13 protein-coding genes are annotated in these 15,661 nt (G+C 46.9%); 11 read left to right on the top strand and 2 right to left on the bottom strand.

Annotated features, from left to right (window positions below):
* Positions 1–417 precede the first annotated feature (417 nt).
* The 7 genes from EOPP23_RS19680 (at position 418) to EOPP23_RS19650 (ending at position 7,234) form a co-directional block, all read left to right on the top strand.
* Positions 418–1,752: a Na(+)-translocating NADH-quinone reductase subunit A gene (locus EOPP23_RS19680; RefSeq protein WP_153767709.1), complete on the top strand. Its 1,335-nt coding sequence runs from the start codon at positions 418–420 to the stop codon at positions 1,750–1,752.
* A 6-nt stretch (positions 1,753–1,758) separates the two neighbouring features.
* Positions 1,759–2,964: an NADH:ubiquinone reductase (Na(+)-transporting) subunit B gene (locus EOPP23_RS19675; protein WP_153767708.1), complete on the top strand. Its 1,206-nt coding sequence runs from the start codon at positions 1,759–1,761 to the stop codon at positions 2,962–2,964.
* Complete coding sequence (locus tag EOPP23_RS19670) at positions 2,957–3,751, top strand: Na(+)-translocating NADH-quinone reductase subunit C (protein WP_153767707.1); 795 nt, start codon at positions 2,957–2,959, stop codon at positions 3,749–3,751. The genes EOPP23_RS19675 and EOPP23_RS19670 overlap by 8 nt, the downstream gene beginning before the upstream one ends.
* On the top strand, positions 3,751–4,416 hold the full coding sequence (locus EOPP23_RS19665; RefSeq protein ID WP_153767706.1) for an NADH:ubiquinone reductase (Na(+)-transporting) subunit D: 666 nt from the start codon (positions 3,751–3,753) through the stop codon (positions 4,414–4,416). Before EOPP23_RS19670 ends, EOPP23_RS19665 begins: the two co-directional genes overlap by 1 nt.
* Before the next feature lie 3 nt (positions 4,417–4,419).
* Positions 4,420–5,016: an NADH:ubiquinone reductase (Na(+)-transporting) subunit E gene (gene nqrE, locus EOPP23_RS19660; protein ID WP_153767705.1), complete on the top strand. Its 597-nt coding sequence runs from the start codon at positions 4,420–4,422 to the stop codon at positions 5,014–5,016.
* Positions 5,017–5,031: 15 nt separating this feature from the next.
* Entirely contained in the window at positions 5,032–6,264 is a 1,233-nt protein-coding gene (gene nqrF, locus EOPP23_RS19655) for an NADH:ubiquinone reductase (Na(+)-transporting) subunit F (protein WP_153767704.1), read from the top strand.
* A 130-nt stretch (positions 6,265–6,394) separates the two neighbouring features.
* Entirely contained in the window at positions 6,395–7,234 is an 840-nt protein-coding gene (locus EOPP23_RS19650) for a hypothetical protein (protein ID WP_153767703.1), read from the top strand.
* A gap of 127 nt (positions 7,235–7,361) precedes the next feature.
* On the opposite strand, the gene EOPP23_RS19645 is transcribed toward EOPP23_RS19650, so the two are convergent.
* Positions 7,362–8,468, bottom strand: a complete 1,107-nt coding sequence (locus EOPP23_RS19645) for a hypothetical protein (protein WP_153767702.1) — start codon at positions 8,466–8,468, stop codon at positions 7,362–7,364.
* 1,089 nt (positions 8,469–9,557) lie between these two features.
* On the opposite strand from EOPP23_RS19645, the gene EOPP23_RS19640 reads away from it, so the two are divergent.
* The 4 genes from EOPP23_RS19640 to EOPP23_RS19625 all read left to right on the top strand — a co-directional run bounded on the left by EOPP23_RS19640 (position 9,558) and on the right by EOPP23_RS19625 (position 13,711).
* Positions 9,558–10,553 carry a hypothetical protein gene (locus EOPP23_RS19640; protein ID WP_153767701.1) on the top strand — a complete coding sequence of 332 codons (996 nt, stop codon included), beginning with the start codon at positions 9,558–9,560 and terminating at the stop codon, positions 10,551–10,553.
* A gap of 219 nt (positions 10,554–10,772) precedes the next feature.
* The gene (locus EOPP23_RS19635; protein WP_153767911.1) at positions 10,773–11,597 is read left to right on the top strand and encodes a putative selenate ABC transporter substrate-binding protein; all 825 of its coding nucleotides are present in this window, start codon (positions 10,773–10,775) and stop codon (positions 11,595–11,597) included.
* Between the two features lie 4 nt (positions 11,598–11,601).
* A complete protein-coding gene (locus EOPP23_RS19630) occupies positions 11,602–12,285 on the top strand; it encodes an ATP-binding cassette domain-containing protein (protein ID WP_370514835.1) in 684 nt (227 codons plus the stop codon).
* Positions 12,275–13,711 carry an ABC transporter permease gene (locus EOPP23_RS19625; RefSeq protein WP_228550809.1) on the top strand — a complete coding sequence of 479 codons (1,437 nt, stop codon included), beginning with the start codon at positions 12,275–12,277 and terminating at the stop codon, positions 13,709–13,711. Before EOPP23_RS19630 ends, EOPP23_RS19625 begins: the two co-directional genes overlap by 11 nt.
* Positions 13,712–13,932: 221 nt before the next feature.
* On the opposite strand, the gene EOPP23_RS19620 is transcribed toward EOPP23_RS19625, so the two are convergent.
* The gene (locus tag EOPP23_RS19620; protein ID WP_153767699.1) at positions 13,933–15,525 is read right to left on the bottom strand and encodes a serine/threonine-protein kinase; all 1,593 of its coding nucleotides are present in this window, start codon (positions 15,523–15,525) and stop codon (positions 13,933–13,935) included.
* Positions 15,526–15,661 lie beyond the last annotated feature (136 nt).

Raw genomic sequence — 15,661 nt, 5'->3', positions numbered from 1 at the left:
GGTTATCGATATACGACAAAAGGAATAAATCTGCATAATACTTTTTGCTAATTGCTGTCCGGACGGGTGAGATTATTTGTAATTTTGTACCAGTTATTCCGGTTTCAGCCTCTCACGCCTATAGCATATCCATCTGACTGTCTTTATAATTGCGCCACCATTTTTCTATGGTAAGTCGTTACGGCATTACAAGGATAAATTGATATGCGAATGACAACTGATGTCGAGTCTCTTTGCAGTGATTCAGTGGTTGTTATCTGTTTCGGTTTACCTGGCTGAGTTTACACAATCTTGACTCATTCCGGGGGGGATAGGGTCGTTTTCGTGTGTCTTCAGTCAGGGTTGTAGTACGTGATCGGTCTTACCGAAGAGGCGGGTTTATTCCGGACCTGAACGTTGATTGATTAGGCGAAAAGTATGATCAAAATCAAACAGGGACTGGATCTTCCGATTACAGGAGCGCCTGAACAAAGCATTGCGGAAGGCCGAGCGGTACGCTCGGTCGCTGTAATTGGCTTTGATTACGTAGGTATGAAGCCTACTATGGCGGTCGCTGTCGGGGATCGGGTCAAGAAAGGGCAAGAGCTCTTTACAGATAAAAAGACACCGGGCGTGCGTTACACCGCACCGGCCTCTGGTACGGTGTCTGCGATTAATCGTGGTGAGAAGCGTATCCTGCAATCCGTTGTGATTGATGTGGAAGGCGAAGATGAGGTGACTTTCACCGAATACGCCGCTGATCAACTGAGCAGCCTGAACGCTGATAAAGTGGAAGAGCAGCTGAACCAGTCCGGTCTCTGGACGGCTCTGCGTACTCGTCCATTCAGCAAGGTGCCAGCTCTGGGCTCACGTCCCAACTCCATCTTTGTTACTGCCATGGATAGCAATCCGCTGGCGGCTAATCCTGAAGTGATTATTGCTGAACATGCTGAAGCCTTTGAACAGGGTATCTCTATCCTGGGCAAGCTGAGCGGCGGCAAGATCTTCCTGTGCAAGGCGCCGGGCGCTCGCATTCCAGCCGGTATCGCTACCGCTGAAGAATTCGACGGTCCTCACCCTGCCGGTCAGCCAAGTACTCACATCCACTTCCTGGATCCAGTGAGTGCCACCAAGACCGTATGGCAGATCAACTACCAGGACGTTATCGCAGTCGGCAAACTGTTCACCACCGGTAAACTGTTTACCGATCGTGTTGTTGCCCTGGCCGGTCCACAGGCTGAAAAGCCGCGTCTGGTTCGCACCCGTATCGGTGCCAACACTGACGAACTGACCGCTGGTGAAATGAAAGCCGGTGACAACCGTGTTATTTCCGGTTCTGTCTTCGGTGGTCGTACCGCTAAAGGTCCTTACGCGTATCTGGGTCGTTACCACACTCAGGTCTCCGTACTGGAGGAAGGTAATGAGCGTCTGTTCATCGGTTGGATCAACCCGACTGTAGATCGTCACTCGGTACTGAACGTTCTGACTTCCAAGCTGAGCAGCAACCGTCTGTTCAATTTCTCCACGACCACCAACGGCTCCGAGCGTGCCATGGTGCCAGTGGGTCAGTACGAGAAAGTCATGCCTCTGGACATTCTTGCGACTCAGCTGCTGCGTGCCATTGTGGTAGGCGACACTGACACAGCACAGAAACTGGGTGCTCTGGAACTGGAAGAAGACGATCTGGCTCTGTGCTCCTATGTATGTGCCGGTAAGTACGAGTACGGTCCAATCCTGCGCGACAACCTCACCCGTATCGAGCTGGAGGGCTAACCGGTTATGGCATTGAGAAAATTACTGGACTCGCTCGAGCCGCACTTTGTAAAAGGCGGCAAATACGAGAAGTTCTATGCTCTGTTCGAGGCAGCGGATACTCTGCTGTTCTCACCAACAGATAAGACCCATAACACGTCTCACGTCCGCGATGCGGTCGATCTGAAGCGTATGATGGGTATGGTGTGGCTGTGTACGTTCCCGGCCATGTTCTTCGGTATGTGGAACGTAGGTTTCCAGGCCAACACTGCTATTGCACAAGGTCTGGCGACTCTGCCGACTGACTGGCACGGTAACCTGATCAGCATGCTGGCAGGCAACGATCCGAGCAGCCTGCTGGATAATATGCTTTATGGCGCTGTTTACTTCCTGCCTATTTACGCCATGGTTTTTGCCGTGGGCGGCTTCTGGGAAGTTGTATTCGCCATCGTGCGTGGTCACGAAGTTAACGAAGGCTTCTTCGTAACCTCTGTCTTGTTTGCCCTGATCGTTCCGCCAAGCATTCCGCTGTGGCAGGTAGCTCTGGGTATTTCCTTCGGTGTTGTTATCGGTAAGGAAGTATTTGGTGGTACTGGCAAGAACTTCCTGAACCCGGCTTTGACGGGCCGTGCGTTCCTGTTCTTCGCTTATCCTGGACAGATCTCTGGTGATCTGGTGTGGACTGCGGCTGACGGCTTCTCCGGTGCAACTGCGCTAAGTCTCGCTCAACAGGGCGGTGTTGAGGCACTGCAACAGACAGTGACCTGGTTTGACGCTTTCTTTGGTACCGTTCAAGGTTCCATCGGTGAAACTTCTACCTTGGCTATCTTCCTGGGTGGTGCTGTGCTGCTGATGACCGGAATCGCTTCCTGGAGAATCGTTGCCGGTACGCTGCTGGGTATGATCGCTACAGCAACGCTGTTCAATATCATTGGTTCCGACACCAATATGATGTTCAACATGCCGTGGTACTGGCATCTGGTGCTGGGTGGTTTTGCTTTCGGTCTGATCTTCATGACCACCGACCCTGTGTCTGCGTCCATGACCAACACTGGCCGCTGGTATTTTGGTGCCCTGATCGGCGTCATGGTAGTTCTGATTCGTACCGTCAACCCGGCTTACCCGGAAGGTATGATGCTGGCTATCCTGTTTGCCAACCTGTTTGCGCCGCTGATTGACCACTTTGTTGTGGAAGCCAACATCAAGCGTAGGGAGGCTCGTGCACATGTCTAAGAAAGCGGGTAACGATAGCATTCAGAAGACGCTGATTATCACCGTCGTGCTTTCTCTCGTCTGCTCTGTGCTGGTATCTGCTGCGGCAGTTATCCTGAAGCCAAAGCAGGACGAGAATATTGTTCTGGACGTTCAGCGTAACATCCTGAACATCTCCGGTCTGACCAAAGACGCCAAGGCACTCAGCAACGCTGAAGTGGCTGAAATGTATAAGCAGATTCAGCCTCGTCTGGTGAACGTTGAGACAGGTAAATTTGTTAAAGCGTCTGCTGAAGACGTAGCGGCTTACGATCAGCGTGCTGCGTCCAAGCTGCCTAAAGAGTCAAAGACTCTGACCGGCGCTGAAGACATTGCCAGCATCAGACGTATGGCGAATGTGGCCAAGGTTTACGTTGTTGAGAAGAACGGCAAGCTGGACACCATGATTCTGCCAGTACACGGCTATGGCCTGTGGTCTACCATGTACGGCTTTATGGCTTTGGAAGCGGATTTGAACACCATTAAGGGCTTCGGCTTCTACTCTCAGGCAGAAACGCCTGGACTGGGAGGTGAAGTGGACAACCCGCTGTGGAAAGCCAAATGGCCTGGCAAGAAAATCTACGACACTAAAGGTGTAGTGGAAGCCGGTCTGGTGAAAGGTGGTGCTGATCCTAAGTCCAAGTACAAGGTTGACGGCCTGTCCGGCGCAACCCTGACCAGTAACGGTGTTACTAATCTGATTAAGTTCTGGATGGGTAACAATGGCTTTAAGCCATTCCTTAACAACCTGAAAGCGGGGGATGCGTAATGTCTGAGAAGACTAAAGATATCCTGCTGGAGCCGGTCGTAAAGAATAACCCCATTACCCTGCAGATCCTCGGTATCTGCTCGGCACTGGCGGTAACGACCAGCATGCAGGTGAGCCTGGTAATGGCTCTCGCGGTAATCGGCGTAACCGCCTTTTCCAACTTGGCTGTATCCCTGATCCGTAACTACATTCCGGGTAGCATTCGAATCATCTGTCAGATGACCGTTATTGCTTCCCTGGTAATTGTGGTGGATCAGATTCTGAAAGCTTACGCATACGACATCTCCAAGCAGTTGTCGGTATTCGTTGGCCTGATCATCACTAACTGTATCGTAATGGGTCGTGCGGAAGCCTTCGCCATGAAGAACCCGCCACTCCCTTCCTTCCTGGACGGTATTGGTAACGGTCTTGGTTACGGTGCGGTACTGATGATTGTTGCCTTCTTCCGTGAGCTCTTCGGTGCAGGCAACCTGTTTGGCATCGAAATTTTCCAGACCGTGAATAACGGTGGCTGGTATCCGCCTAACGGCTTGATGTTGCTCGCTCCTTCTGCTTTCTTCCTGATCGGCTTGCTGATCTGGGCTATTCGCAGCTGGAAGACTGATCAGGTGGAAGAGGCAGATTTCAAGATTGCATCTAATACCAAGTTCAGCGGGGCGCACTAAACCATGGAACATTACATCTCACTTTTCGTGAAAGCAGTGTTCGTAGAAAACATGGCGCTCGCTTTCTTCCTGGGTATGTGTACCTTCCTGGCCGTATCCAAGCAGGTTAAAACTGCAGTTGGTCTGGGTGTTGCGGTTATCGCGGTACTGACCATCACTGTACCGATCAACAACCTGATCTACCAGAACGTGCTGAAGCCAGACGCACTGGTAAAAGGTGTTGATCTGAGCTTCCTGGGTCTGATTACCTACATCGGCGTTATCGCTGCTCTGGTTCAGATTCTGGAAATGTTCCTGGATAAGTTTGTACCGGCTTTGTACAACGCTCTGGGCGTATTCCTGCCACTGATCACCGTAAACTGCGCAATCATGGGGGCTTCCCTGTTCATGGTTGAGCGTGACTACGGTTTCGGTGAGTCTGTCGTATACGGCCTGGGCGCCGGTGTTGGTTGGGCGTTGGCAATTGCCGCCCTGGCTGGTATCCGCGAAAAGCTGAAGTACTCTGACGTGCCTCCGGGTCTGCGTGGTCTGGGCATCACCTTCATTACTGTTGGTCTGATGTCTCTGGGCTTCCTTTCCTTCTCCGGCGTACAGCTGTAAGGAGACTGTGTAAATATGGATTCTACGATTGTATTGGGCGTAGTCATGTTTACCGTTATCGTGCTGACGCTCGTAGCGGTAATCCTGGCGGCTCGCTCCAAACTGGTAAGTACCGGTGATGTCACTATCGACATCAACGAAGACCCTGAAAAAGCAGTAACCACCCCGGCGGGTGACAAGCTGCTGAACACTCTGTCCAGTGCCGGCGTATTTTTGCCATCGGCTTGTGGCGGTGGTGGTACTTGTGCTCAGTGCAGGTGCAAGGTTCTGGACGGTGGCGGTGAAATGCTGCCAACCGAACGTTCTCACTTCACTAAACGTGAAGAGAAGGAAGGCTGGAGATTATCCTGTCAGGTTCCTGTAAAGCAGAACATGAAGATTGAAGTTGAAGAAGAACTCTTCGGCGTGAAAAAGTGGGAATGTGAAGTTATTTCTAACGATAACGTTGCTACTTTCATCAAGGAACTGGTTCTGAAACTGCCTGAAGGGGAAGATGTAAACTTCCGCGCAGGTGGTTACATGCAGCTGGAATGTCCTGCTCACGTGGTTGAATACAAAAACTTCGAGATTCAGGAAGAGTATCGTGGCGACTGGGATCGCTTCAACCAGTGGAAGTATGTGTCCAAGGTTGATGAAGAGACCATCCGTGCGTACTCCATGGCTAACTACCCTGAAGAGAAAGGCCTGCTGAAGTTCAATATCCGTATTGCTTCACCACCTCCGGGTGGCCCTGATGGCATTCCTCCGGGCAAGATGTCTTCCTACGTTTTCAACCTGAAGCCAGGCGACAAGATGTCTGTTTACGGTCCATTTGGTGAGTTCTTCGCTAAAGAAACCGAGAACGAAATGGTCTTTGTTGGTGGTGGTGCGGGTATGGCGCCAATGCGCTCCCACATCTTCGATCAGCTGAAGCGTCTGTCTTCCGATCGCAAGATCTCTTTCTGGTACGGTGCCCGTTCCCTGCGTGAAGCTTTCTACGTAGACGAGTTTGATAAGCTGGCTGAAGAGAACCCGAACTTTACCTGGCATCTGGCCCTGTCCGATCCTCAGCCTGAGGACAACTGGACTGGCAAGAGCGGCTTTATCCATAATGTGTTGTATGACAATTATCTGAAGGATCACGCTGCGCCTGAAGATTGTGAGTTCTACATGTGTGGACCCCCTATGATGAACGCTGCAGTGATCAAGCTGCTTCAGGATCAGGGTGTTGAGCCTGAAAATATTCTGTTGGACGACTTTGGTGGTTAATCCATAAAGTCTGAAAATAGGGTTTGGTAGTTGCTTCGGTAGCTCCAGAAAAAAACCGGTAACTCGAAAGGGTACCGGTTTTTTTGTATGTATACTTCTGAACTAAATTTCAAAGAGATTCATGAAAGCGATGAGTGATTCCAGCGAGCAAGTCAGCTCCATGTCGAAAGCTACGAAGACTTTCCTGACTGTGATAGTTCTGGTCATGACTATTGCTGGCTTTCTCAGGTTTCCCGATGATCGTACTCATGAAAGTCTGAATAACTCAATGGTGACAGCTGGAGCGAGCTTTGCTGTGGCCAGAAGTCTTGATGCGGCGATTTCGGTTGTGAAAAGTACTGAAGTTTCCATTGGGGTTGCATCGGTGGATCTTGGTCAGGTATTGAATCCGTTAAGTGATCTGATTGATAAGTTCTCATGGGTGATGACTGCAGCTGTAGGCTCGCTTGCCCTGCAAAAGATTCTAGTGTCGATGACTTCATCGACATTAGTTAATGTGGTCTTTGCTCTGGCAGGGTTTATATTTCTGGTAGTGCTTTGGAGCAAGAATACAAAAAACTTTAAGCCTGTCGTAATGAAAGTGTTCAAAATAGCTCTCCTGCTCAGATTTTTAGTGGTCGCAGCTGTCGGCTTGAGCCTGATTGTTGATCAGGTGTTTCTTAATGAGCAGATAGAAGAGTCTTCAACTCAGATAGAGTCGGTTTCAAAAGTAGTGACAGGTCTGGCCGAGCATAAGATTGAAGTTAAGTCTGAGCAGGAAGGGCAGGGCTTTATTGATTCAATAAAAAGTAAAATCAGTAACCTTTCCAGCCCTGGTGAAAAAGTCTCTATGATTAAGGAAAAAGTTGAAGACTCTATTCTTGGCTTTATGAACCTGATTGCACTGTTTCTGCTTAAAACCATTTTGATACCACTGGGCTTTTTAATGTTTCTTAAAGGTGTACTGTTTAGTGCTGGAAGTTTGAGATAGGTAACAAGAAAGAGAAGCTGCATTTACTTGCAGATGAGTATTTAGGTCAGTTCGGTAGTGGGGCTGAGCAGCACCCTTCGCTGCTTATAGCTTGAGATTTGTTTTTCTGTGTGCTTTTGGTTGCTTTTTAATCCGAGAAGATTCTGCACCGCCTAAACACTCCGTTACTGTACTTGTCAGGCCGGAAGCTGAAGTCTATATAATGCCGACTGGCTTCTGTCAGTTCTCCGATAACTTGTCTGCAATTATTCAGTGATGTCCCATTTTCTTCAAACACTTCCCTTGCATCCTGAAGGTTGTTGAGTGAGAAATGATAGTTTCCACAAGAGCTGGACATACTTACTTTTTCTTGTGTCTGGGGAGGAATTAATTCCATAAGTATATTGAGCTCAGGATCACTGCGCAGGCATACATCCTTTTCATTACCTTCAACACGGAAACTGATGGTGACCACAGGTGTGTGGATAGGACATAGGGAGGCGTTGTGACTCTCACAGACTGATAACCTCTCTGTGCCGTTGTCCTTAAGTACACCGGTACGGCTCAAAAACTGGTCAATACCACTGCCCTCAAGTATATTCCAGCTTATTCCCTCTTCATTAATCCCTATAATCTCTGGTGAAAAAGAATTTTCGATTAATATGTGATCCATAGCTTTGAGATAAGCAGGATCTGAGAAAGTTTTGCTTTCAGTAGCGTAAACTCTTTTTTCTTGCAGCTTTTTACGTTGATATTCTCTCTCTGAATGAGAAGTTGGTCTAGATCGAAGAAAATTTATTTTAGCTTCCTCTAATAGATCGAGTCTATATTCCTTGTCTTCTATTTGTTTATCAATTTCATATCTTTCGTAATCAACTAAAGAGGGGGCCTGTGGAGATAAAGAGATGGTTTTTGTTCCAGAATGGGTACTGTATTTATATTCACACTGGAGTTGATATTGTTCGAATTCGCTTTTTGAGCCATAAATAATACGCTTAGTTATTATTGCTGTTGAAAAAACTATAATACCTTGTCCTTTCAAAGGTGGAGTGCCACCTAATTTATCTGATTGAAGATATTTCCAGTGGCTTGGCATTCCGTCAACCAGGTCACTTTGCCAGTAATATGAGTGCTCATCAGTAGAGATGATTGGTCGAATAGCATTTCCATTCGGGCAGGAGTAACTGGACGATGCATGACTGATTGCAGATTGAGAAATTAATAAAATGCTGAATAATATTTTATCTTTAAACACTTTATATTCCTTTGAAAAAATGCCAATGATTAGAACAGTCTGAATATATTGTTTTTACTTTTGAATCACAGTTGAATGATTATTCAGTGTTGAGTAGATATGACAATGAGTCTATGTCAATCTCACCTGCCCTGGAATAATCGGTTAGGAGATTCAGGATGCTATCTTTAGTAACTGAGATGTTATTCGTTTTATTCGAAAACTCTAATGTGAGTTCACTTACAGTGGCTGCAAAGTCAATAATGGCTATCGAGCTGCAGGGTAGTCGTTTATCAATAATCATCAAGTCAGCCCCTGCCAGTAAAAAGTAGAAATCACTTACCAATTCATTCTCATAAAATATGAAAGTGATCGATGTGTTGGTAGCTATAGGGAAATGATATTTCTGGCAAGTTGCCTTCATACTATGCATGATGAAGCTATTATGAATCGTTTTGAGCATGAACGATTGAAGGTAATCAAGCAAAAAGGAATAAGTTGGAGTAGGGAAAATATAAGAATGTAGGCTTTTAATTAGCTTGTACGAATTCCCTGATTCTAAATAAGGAGAGCTGTAAGTAAAGGATTTTGAAATGTTATAATCGTTGATAGTAACAGAATTACGACTTCTACATTGATGTTTTTCAGACCAGTCTTCAGCTGAGGCATATGGTCTGTTTTCAGTATGATCTATTGAGTCAGAAATATTGTTTGCAGAAGATGGAAGTGTGTAAGTCAGAGAAAATATGTATAACAGTGCTAATAGTTTTTTTTTAGATTTCAGGTGAAAAAGCATTTTTATAATACTCACTTAAATTTATATTTTTTTGATTGTGGTTTTTCTTCGACATTAATGAAAGCTATTAGTTTCATTCTGATTTTTAATTGCAATGTATAACGAATGTCGTAATAGACTACTTTTTTAGCTAAAAAGGTTAGAGTGTTCTCCAAATTAAAGGTGAGTTATTTTTTACCATTTGTTTGATTGTGGTTCTCGTTGCTAAGAAAGTATCGATATAACTTCTAGTTAGAAAGTTGAAAACTAACAGGCAGAAAAGAAAATAGAAGCTAACATTTTCTATTACCCGCAACTTTCTTCGTGAGGTAAATATGTCTGAGTGGAAGTTTGGCAGACAGCTGATTATGCCAGCTGTTCTTGGCATGGTGCTCTTCTTAAACCATTTAACTGCTGATGCAAAAGGTTCCGAGCGGACCAAGAGGACTGATCCGGTCAGTATTCTTATCGGTAACCTGGAAGAGAATTTTTTTCCATTTCAACAACCGACCGATATTCCTGAAATCTCTGCCAGTTTTACCTATTCCGGCCAGCTGAATAAAGCGTCATCAAGACTGTTCTTCAGCATTCCCCATGAAGTGGCTGGGCCTGTGTTCCCTGAGCAGAATACCGATCAACAGACTTGTAACCCTATGGATACAGAAAGCTGCTCGGGAGGCTTTCGGCAATTCTATAGCTTTAGCGAGCTTGAAGGCTTTCCGGTAAAGACTATTCAACTGATCTGGAGTCCCAGAGGGAATTTACCGCTTTTACCTTCGGTTAATCAGGTCGCTGTGTATTTCCATCAGCAATCCATTTCCGAGATAAAGGCAATTGCTGCAGGAACCTGCACCCCGATGTTTATTGATTGTGACCTTAAGCAGTCTGCCCTCACTCCAGTTGCCAGCCAGTTTTTGCCGACAGGATTCAGTCAACCTGATGAGCAAAGCCTGGCCCCCTGGGCAGGAGCGAGTATGTTTGAAGCTACCAAACTACCAGCTAATGCAGGGGCGTTTACTCAGGTTTATTCATATGGTGCTTTTGCTGGTAACCTGGCTTTTCAGGGGCCAATCATCTCTGTTGATTTCATGAAGCAGCTGCCAGCAAATAGCCGACAGTGCTTTGATATCCCACACCCGCAAGAGTGGCAGGACAACAGTTTTTATCCTCAGCAATGGTGTCTGATGCGATACACATCATCAGCTGGTGACAGTTACTCTCTTTCCTTGCAGGATTTCACCGCAGGAAATCTGGGAACTAATGCCGCTGACAGACTGACTATGGGGATAACCACGCTGATAGCCTTTACGCTGCTCAGTATGACGATGTAGTTTCAGGCAATATTGACTGATTTATCTCTACTCGCTGTGATTCACTGTATTTGAAAGGGGATAGGCTAAGAAGGGCTTTTATCCCCGCACAAATCTCCGTATGATCTGCACCGCCATGACGGCACCCTATAAATCCTTCTATTAGCTATTGAACCTAATAAGGACATACCTTTGAAACGTCTGCTATCTACTACTGGCAAGGCTGTTGCCTTGCTGTCCATGTTTTTTGTATCTGCTCTTCAGGCACAGGAAACTTTTACCTTTACCGCCATTCCCGATCAGGATGAAACCCGTCTGCAGGAACGCTTTGGCAAGGTTGCTGATTATCTCGAAAAGGAGCTGGGCGTAGAAGTTAACTACATTCCGGTTAAAAGCTATGCTGCTGCCATTTCAGCCTTTAGAAACAATCAGGTGCAACTGGCCTGGTTTGGTGGTCTGTCCGGTGTCCGTGCCAGGTTGTTGGTGCCAGGCTCCAAAGCGCTTGCTCAGGGTTACGAAGACCAGTTCTTTAAAACGTATCTGATTGCGAATGCCAAAACCGGCTTCAGCGCTTCCAAAGCCTTCCCGGAAGATATTGCTGGCAGCAGCTTTACCTTCGGCTCCAAAGGCTCTACTTCAGGTCGACTGATGCCGGAGTTCTATATTCGTGAACACTTGAATGCAGCGCCGAAAGATGCTTTCAAACGTGTTGGTTTTTCCGGCGATCACAGTCGTACAATCAGTCTGGTACAGTCCGGCGCCTATGAAGTCGGCGCGGTGAACTACAAGGTTTGGGAGCGCGAACTGGCAGAAGGGAAAATCGATACCAGCAAGGTTGAGGTGATCTGGTCTACTCCTGAATATCCCGACTATCAGTGGAGTATTCGTGGCGATGTCGACAAGCGTTTCGGTGCCGGTTTTCAGCAGAAAGTGCAGACTGCATTGTTGAATATTGAACAGCCAGAGCTTCTGAAAGCGTTCCCGCGACAGTCATTTGTTGAGGCAGAGAACAGCTTCTATCAACCAATAGAAGACACAGCACGCAAGATCGGTTTGCTGGACTGATACTGTGACAAAGACCTGTCAGCCCTTATTCAGGCTGGAAAATGAGTCTTTGGGTTATGGTGATCATCAGGTTCTTCAGCCGTTCGATTTGACGGTCAATCAGGGCGAAAAAATCGCCCTGATTGGTCAAAGTGGTTCGGGAAAGTCGACACTGTTGCGCCATCTTCGAAGCTTGTCGCCTGATATCATTGCCTGGTGTCCTCAAGACCCCGGGCTTGTGCCAATGCTCAGCACCTTCCATAACACCTATGCAGGCAGCCTGGGGCAATACTCACTGTTCTATAACCTGTTGAACCTTGTTTTTCCCCAGAAGAAAGCTATCGCTGATGTTCGTGATATTCTGATGCTGCTGGGACTTTCAGAATACCTGTCTAAACCGGTGTCACAGTTATCTGGCGGACAAATGCAGCGGGTAGGACTGGCCCGGGCCATGGCTTCAGGACAATCCCTGTTTCTTGGTGATGAGCCGGTCTCTGCTGTGGATGAATATCAGGCTAAAGAGCTGATGAGGCTGATTTCGGAAAAGCACGACACCTGTATTGTTGCTCTGCACGATATCGAGCTTGCACTGGCATTCGCTACTCGTATTATTGGTCTGAAAGATGGCCAGATAATGATTGATCAATCCGCTGAAACAATCTCAAGCGAGCAGATCACCGCTCTATATTCGGCCGATAATGAAGACTGAAGCCGCTATTTTGCGCAGAAATTCTCTGCTGCTAATACTTCTGGCAATGCTTTGCCTGCCTCTTGCCGACCTTGAACTGTCCTTTCCTGATTTCTGGCCTGAGCTGTCCCGGCTTGGTATAGCGATAGTGACGCCAGAGGTGATTGATGGTTGGCAGTTGTTGTCTGTTCTGACAACAACGCTTAGTTTTGCTTTTCAAGGTGTAGTCATAGGTGCTGTCGCGGGTTTTGTACTGGCTCTTGGCTACGGTAATGCCTGGGTTCGTGGTTTTGCAGCCTTTATTCGAGCCATACATGAACTCTTCTGGGCACTGATTTTTATCCAGCTTACAGGGCTGACCTCCTTAACCGGGCTCTTGGCGCTGGCTATTCCCTATGCTGGAACCTTTGCCAAGGTATTCGGTGAGATCTTCGAAGAATCTGACCACAAACCACGGGATGCTCTTACAGGGAGCCGCTTTGTGGTGTTCTTCTATACAACGTTGCCGTTGGCCTGGCGAAGAATGGTTGATTATTCGGCGTATCGCTTTGAGTGCGGTATTCGTTCCAGTGTGGTTCTCGGATTTGTCGGTTTGCCAACCGTCGGTTTTCATCTGGAAAGTTTGTTCAGTCAGGGGGAGTACAGTCAGGCCGTTGCCATGCTGTATGCGCTGTTTCTGATCATAGGCTCTACACGACTATGGTTAATAAAGCAGCTGATACCTCTTTACGTTCTGCTTTCATTTGTCTGGTTGCCACCGGTTGCTGATATTCAGTGGTCAATGATCTGGCAGTTTTTCACCGTTGATATTGTCCCCGCACCCCTGAAATACAGTACTGGAAGTTTGTCAGACTGGTTCAGGTTGTTGTTCAGTAAGCAAATCGGCCCAGGTATTGCTAATACCATGATACTGACACAGTTATCATTGGCCATGACACTATTGTTTGCTGTGCTTTTAATTCCGTTAAGATCAAAACTGTTTTGTGGTAACGGTCGTATTGTTGGGCACAGTTTACTGGTTATGCTGCGAACGACACCTGAATACCTTTTGGCTTTTATCGGTGTCATTGTTCTGGGGCCGTCAATGCTTCCCGGTATGCTGGCGTTGTCTATTCATAATGCCGCTATTCTTGCGCATTTATCCGGCCGTTTTGTTGATCAATTGGCTTTTCGGGAAGACAGACCTTCTGGAATGCTGCTCTATTGCTATGAGGTGCTGCCAAGAATCTACCGGCAGTTTATGGCGTTGCTGCTTTATCGCTGGGAAGTGATTCAGAGGGAAAGTGCCATTCTGGGTATTTTAGGTATACCAACACTGGGTTTTTATATCGATTCTGCGTTTGAAGAGTTCAGGCTGGACAGGGCAATGCTTCTGATACTGGTTACAGCTTTGCTGAATGTCCTGATCGATAAGTGTGCACGGAGCTTAAGGCCAAGCAGCGGTTAAGTTTTAGAAATGGTTTCCAGAGACCCGGTTTATCTCAGTGGTTCTGACGGGTATGTTAGTTATTGCATGGGGTTATCCATCGGAATCCAGGTAACGCTGGTCATCAAAACTGCGAACCCAATCCGGAAGGTAGACGGTCAGTGCCCAAGCCAGAGGCAGAGCAGAAACACAATTGTGAACAACCATTGATCATGGGGAGATACTCACGACCTACAATTGTTTTACTTTTTCTGTTCAGGGGTCTGGAGTTCGCTTTGCAGAGCTGTAATATTCAGTTCGATTCTTGGTAGCTGTTGATCAAGAGTTTTAATCTCTTTCTTCACGCTTCTAGTCTGCCTTTGTTGCCTGAGTTCAAACAGCCTTTCTTCAATCTGATCTTTTCTGTTGTCCAGTGTGTTTATCTGACTTTCAATATTCTTCGTATTTATCAATGTTTGTAATTCTTTCATTTGATTACCAAGAGAAGTCACGGACTCCCTGAGAGCACTGATGTCTGCACCGGACTTTCTGGCTTCAAAAAGAGCCTGTTCTGCTTTTGCCAGTTGAGAGTAAAGCTGGTTATGTTTACTCTGTAACTGGACGCTACTCATGGTTTTGGTATCTGTGCCGGAAAAGTAAGGATGGGCAGCTGCCTGCTTTGCTGATAAGCGCTTGTCAGGATCTCTTTCCAGCATCCCTTTAATAAGGCTCTTAAATTCCGGGGATAAATTTCTGTTTTTGCTGACAAGCAGTTTAAAGCGAGCCAGATTTTTTTCATTAACAGAGATCTTCTTCAGTGTTTTACCATCAGGGTTAACTTTCATATCTGGTACCGGTGGTTCTTTTCCGGTGGCCATTTCAGCCAGCAGCATTCCCATAGACCAGACATCCGCTTTCTGACCGTACTTTTTTCCCTCAATCATTTCGGGTGCCATATAAATAGCTGACCCGGCAGTTCCGCGTAACCGGGCTGTGGAAGGGTCTTCATTGGTGGTGTGTGCAGCGTTACCATAATCGACCAGTGCTGCCTTTCCCTGATTGTTTACCAGAACATTTTCAGCCTTAATGTCTCTGTGTATGACACCGGCTGCATGAATGTCTCTCAACTGACTCACCAGTTGCCTGCTCAGATCTATTGTTTGCTCGGCGGGAAGGGCGCCTTCTTTTCTATCGCCTCTTTCTGTAAATTCACCCATAACGCTCGACAGGCTGCCTCCACCATGCTCCATCATTGTCTCGTGAAACTTCCCATCAGCACTGACTTTTGAGGCTGTGACGGGTAAGGCGCCCGGTGCGATATTTTGAATAGTGTTTTCACTGGAAATGGACTTGATCTGAGCCGCCTTGTCAGCCTCTGTGCCCGTCAAAGCTTGACGTTTAACGACATAGTGCTTGCCTAACTGCTGAGGTGAGCTGATTTTTGACTTGATTCTGAGCATTGATCTGAATTTTTCTCTCAGACTCTGCTTGCTCTCAACGACGGATTCCTGTGCCTGATAGACAGTACCAAAAGCACCTTCACCGAGTGTCTTGCCCTGGGTCAAGGCTGTTAAAGAGGGGGCAGACTTCACTTTGCCTGCCTGGTAGTCTGGCAGAATAGCTCTGGCATCGGTTTGCCTTGGCAGGGGCTCTATGATTTCAACCTTTCTGCTGGTAAGTGCTTTCAGTTTTGGCTGAGCCTGTTGATAGGCAGTCTTGATGAGACTTAGAGGGCTGAATTTAGTGACTTTTCTTTTTGAATGGCCAGTGATGCCTTCTTCTGAACAAGCTTTCTCTGTACTGGTAGGAGTTGGTTGCGAAGCTACTGAAATTGACCCGGTTGATTCAACAGCCATTGTTGCTTGTTCATCCTTGATAACTGGCTTTAATTATAGGATGAAACTGAAAATAGAGACTTTTAAGGGAGGAAATAGATAATAGTCGAAAAAAACAGTGATTTTTTTGCGCTGTTCTCTTTTTATCCAGTAAGAT

The organism is Endozoicomonas sp. OPT23, from assembly GCF_009653635.1.
Classification (GTDB): Bacteria; Pseudomonadota; Gammaproteobacteria; order Pseudomonadales; family Endozoicomonadaceae; genus Endozoicomonas_A.
Note: the sequence above shows the minus strand (reverse complement) of the source record. Positions and strands in the feature narration are given on the sequence as shown.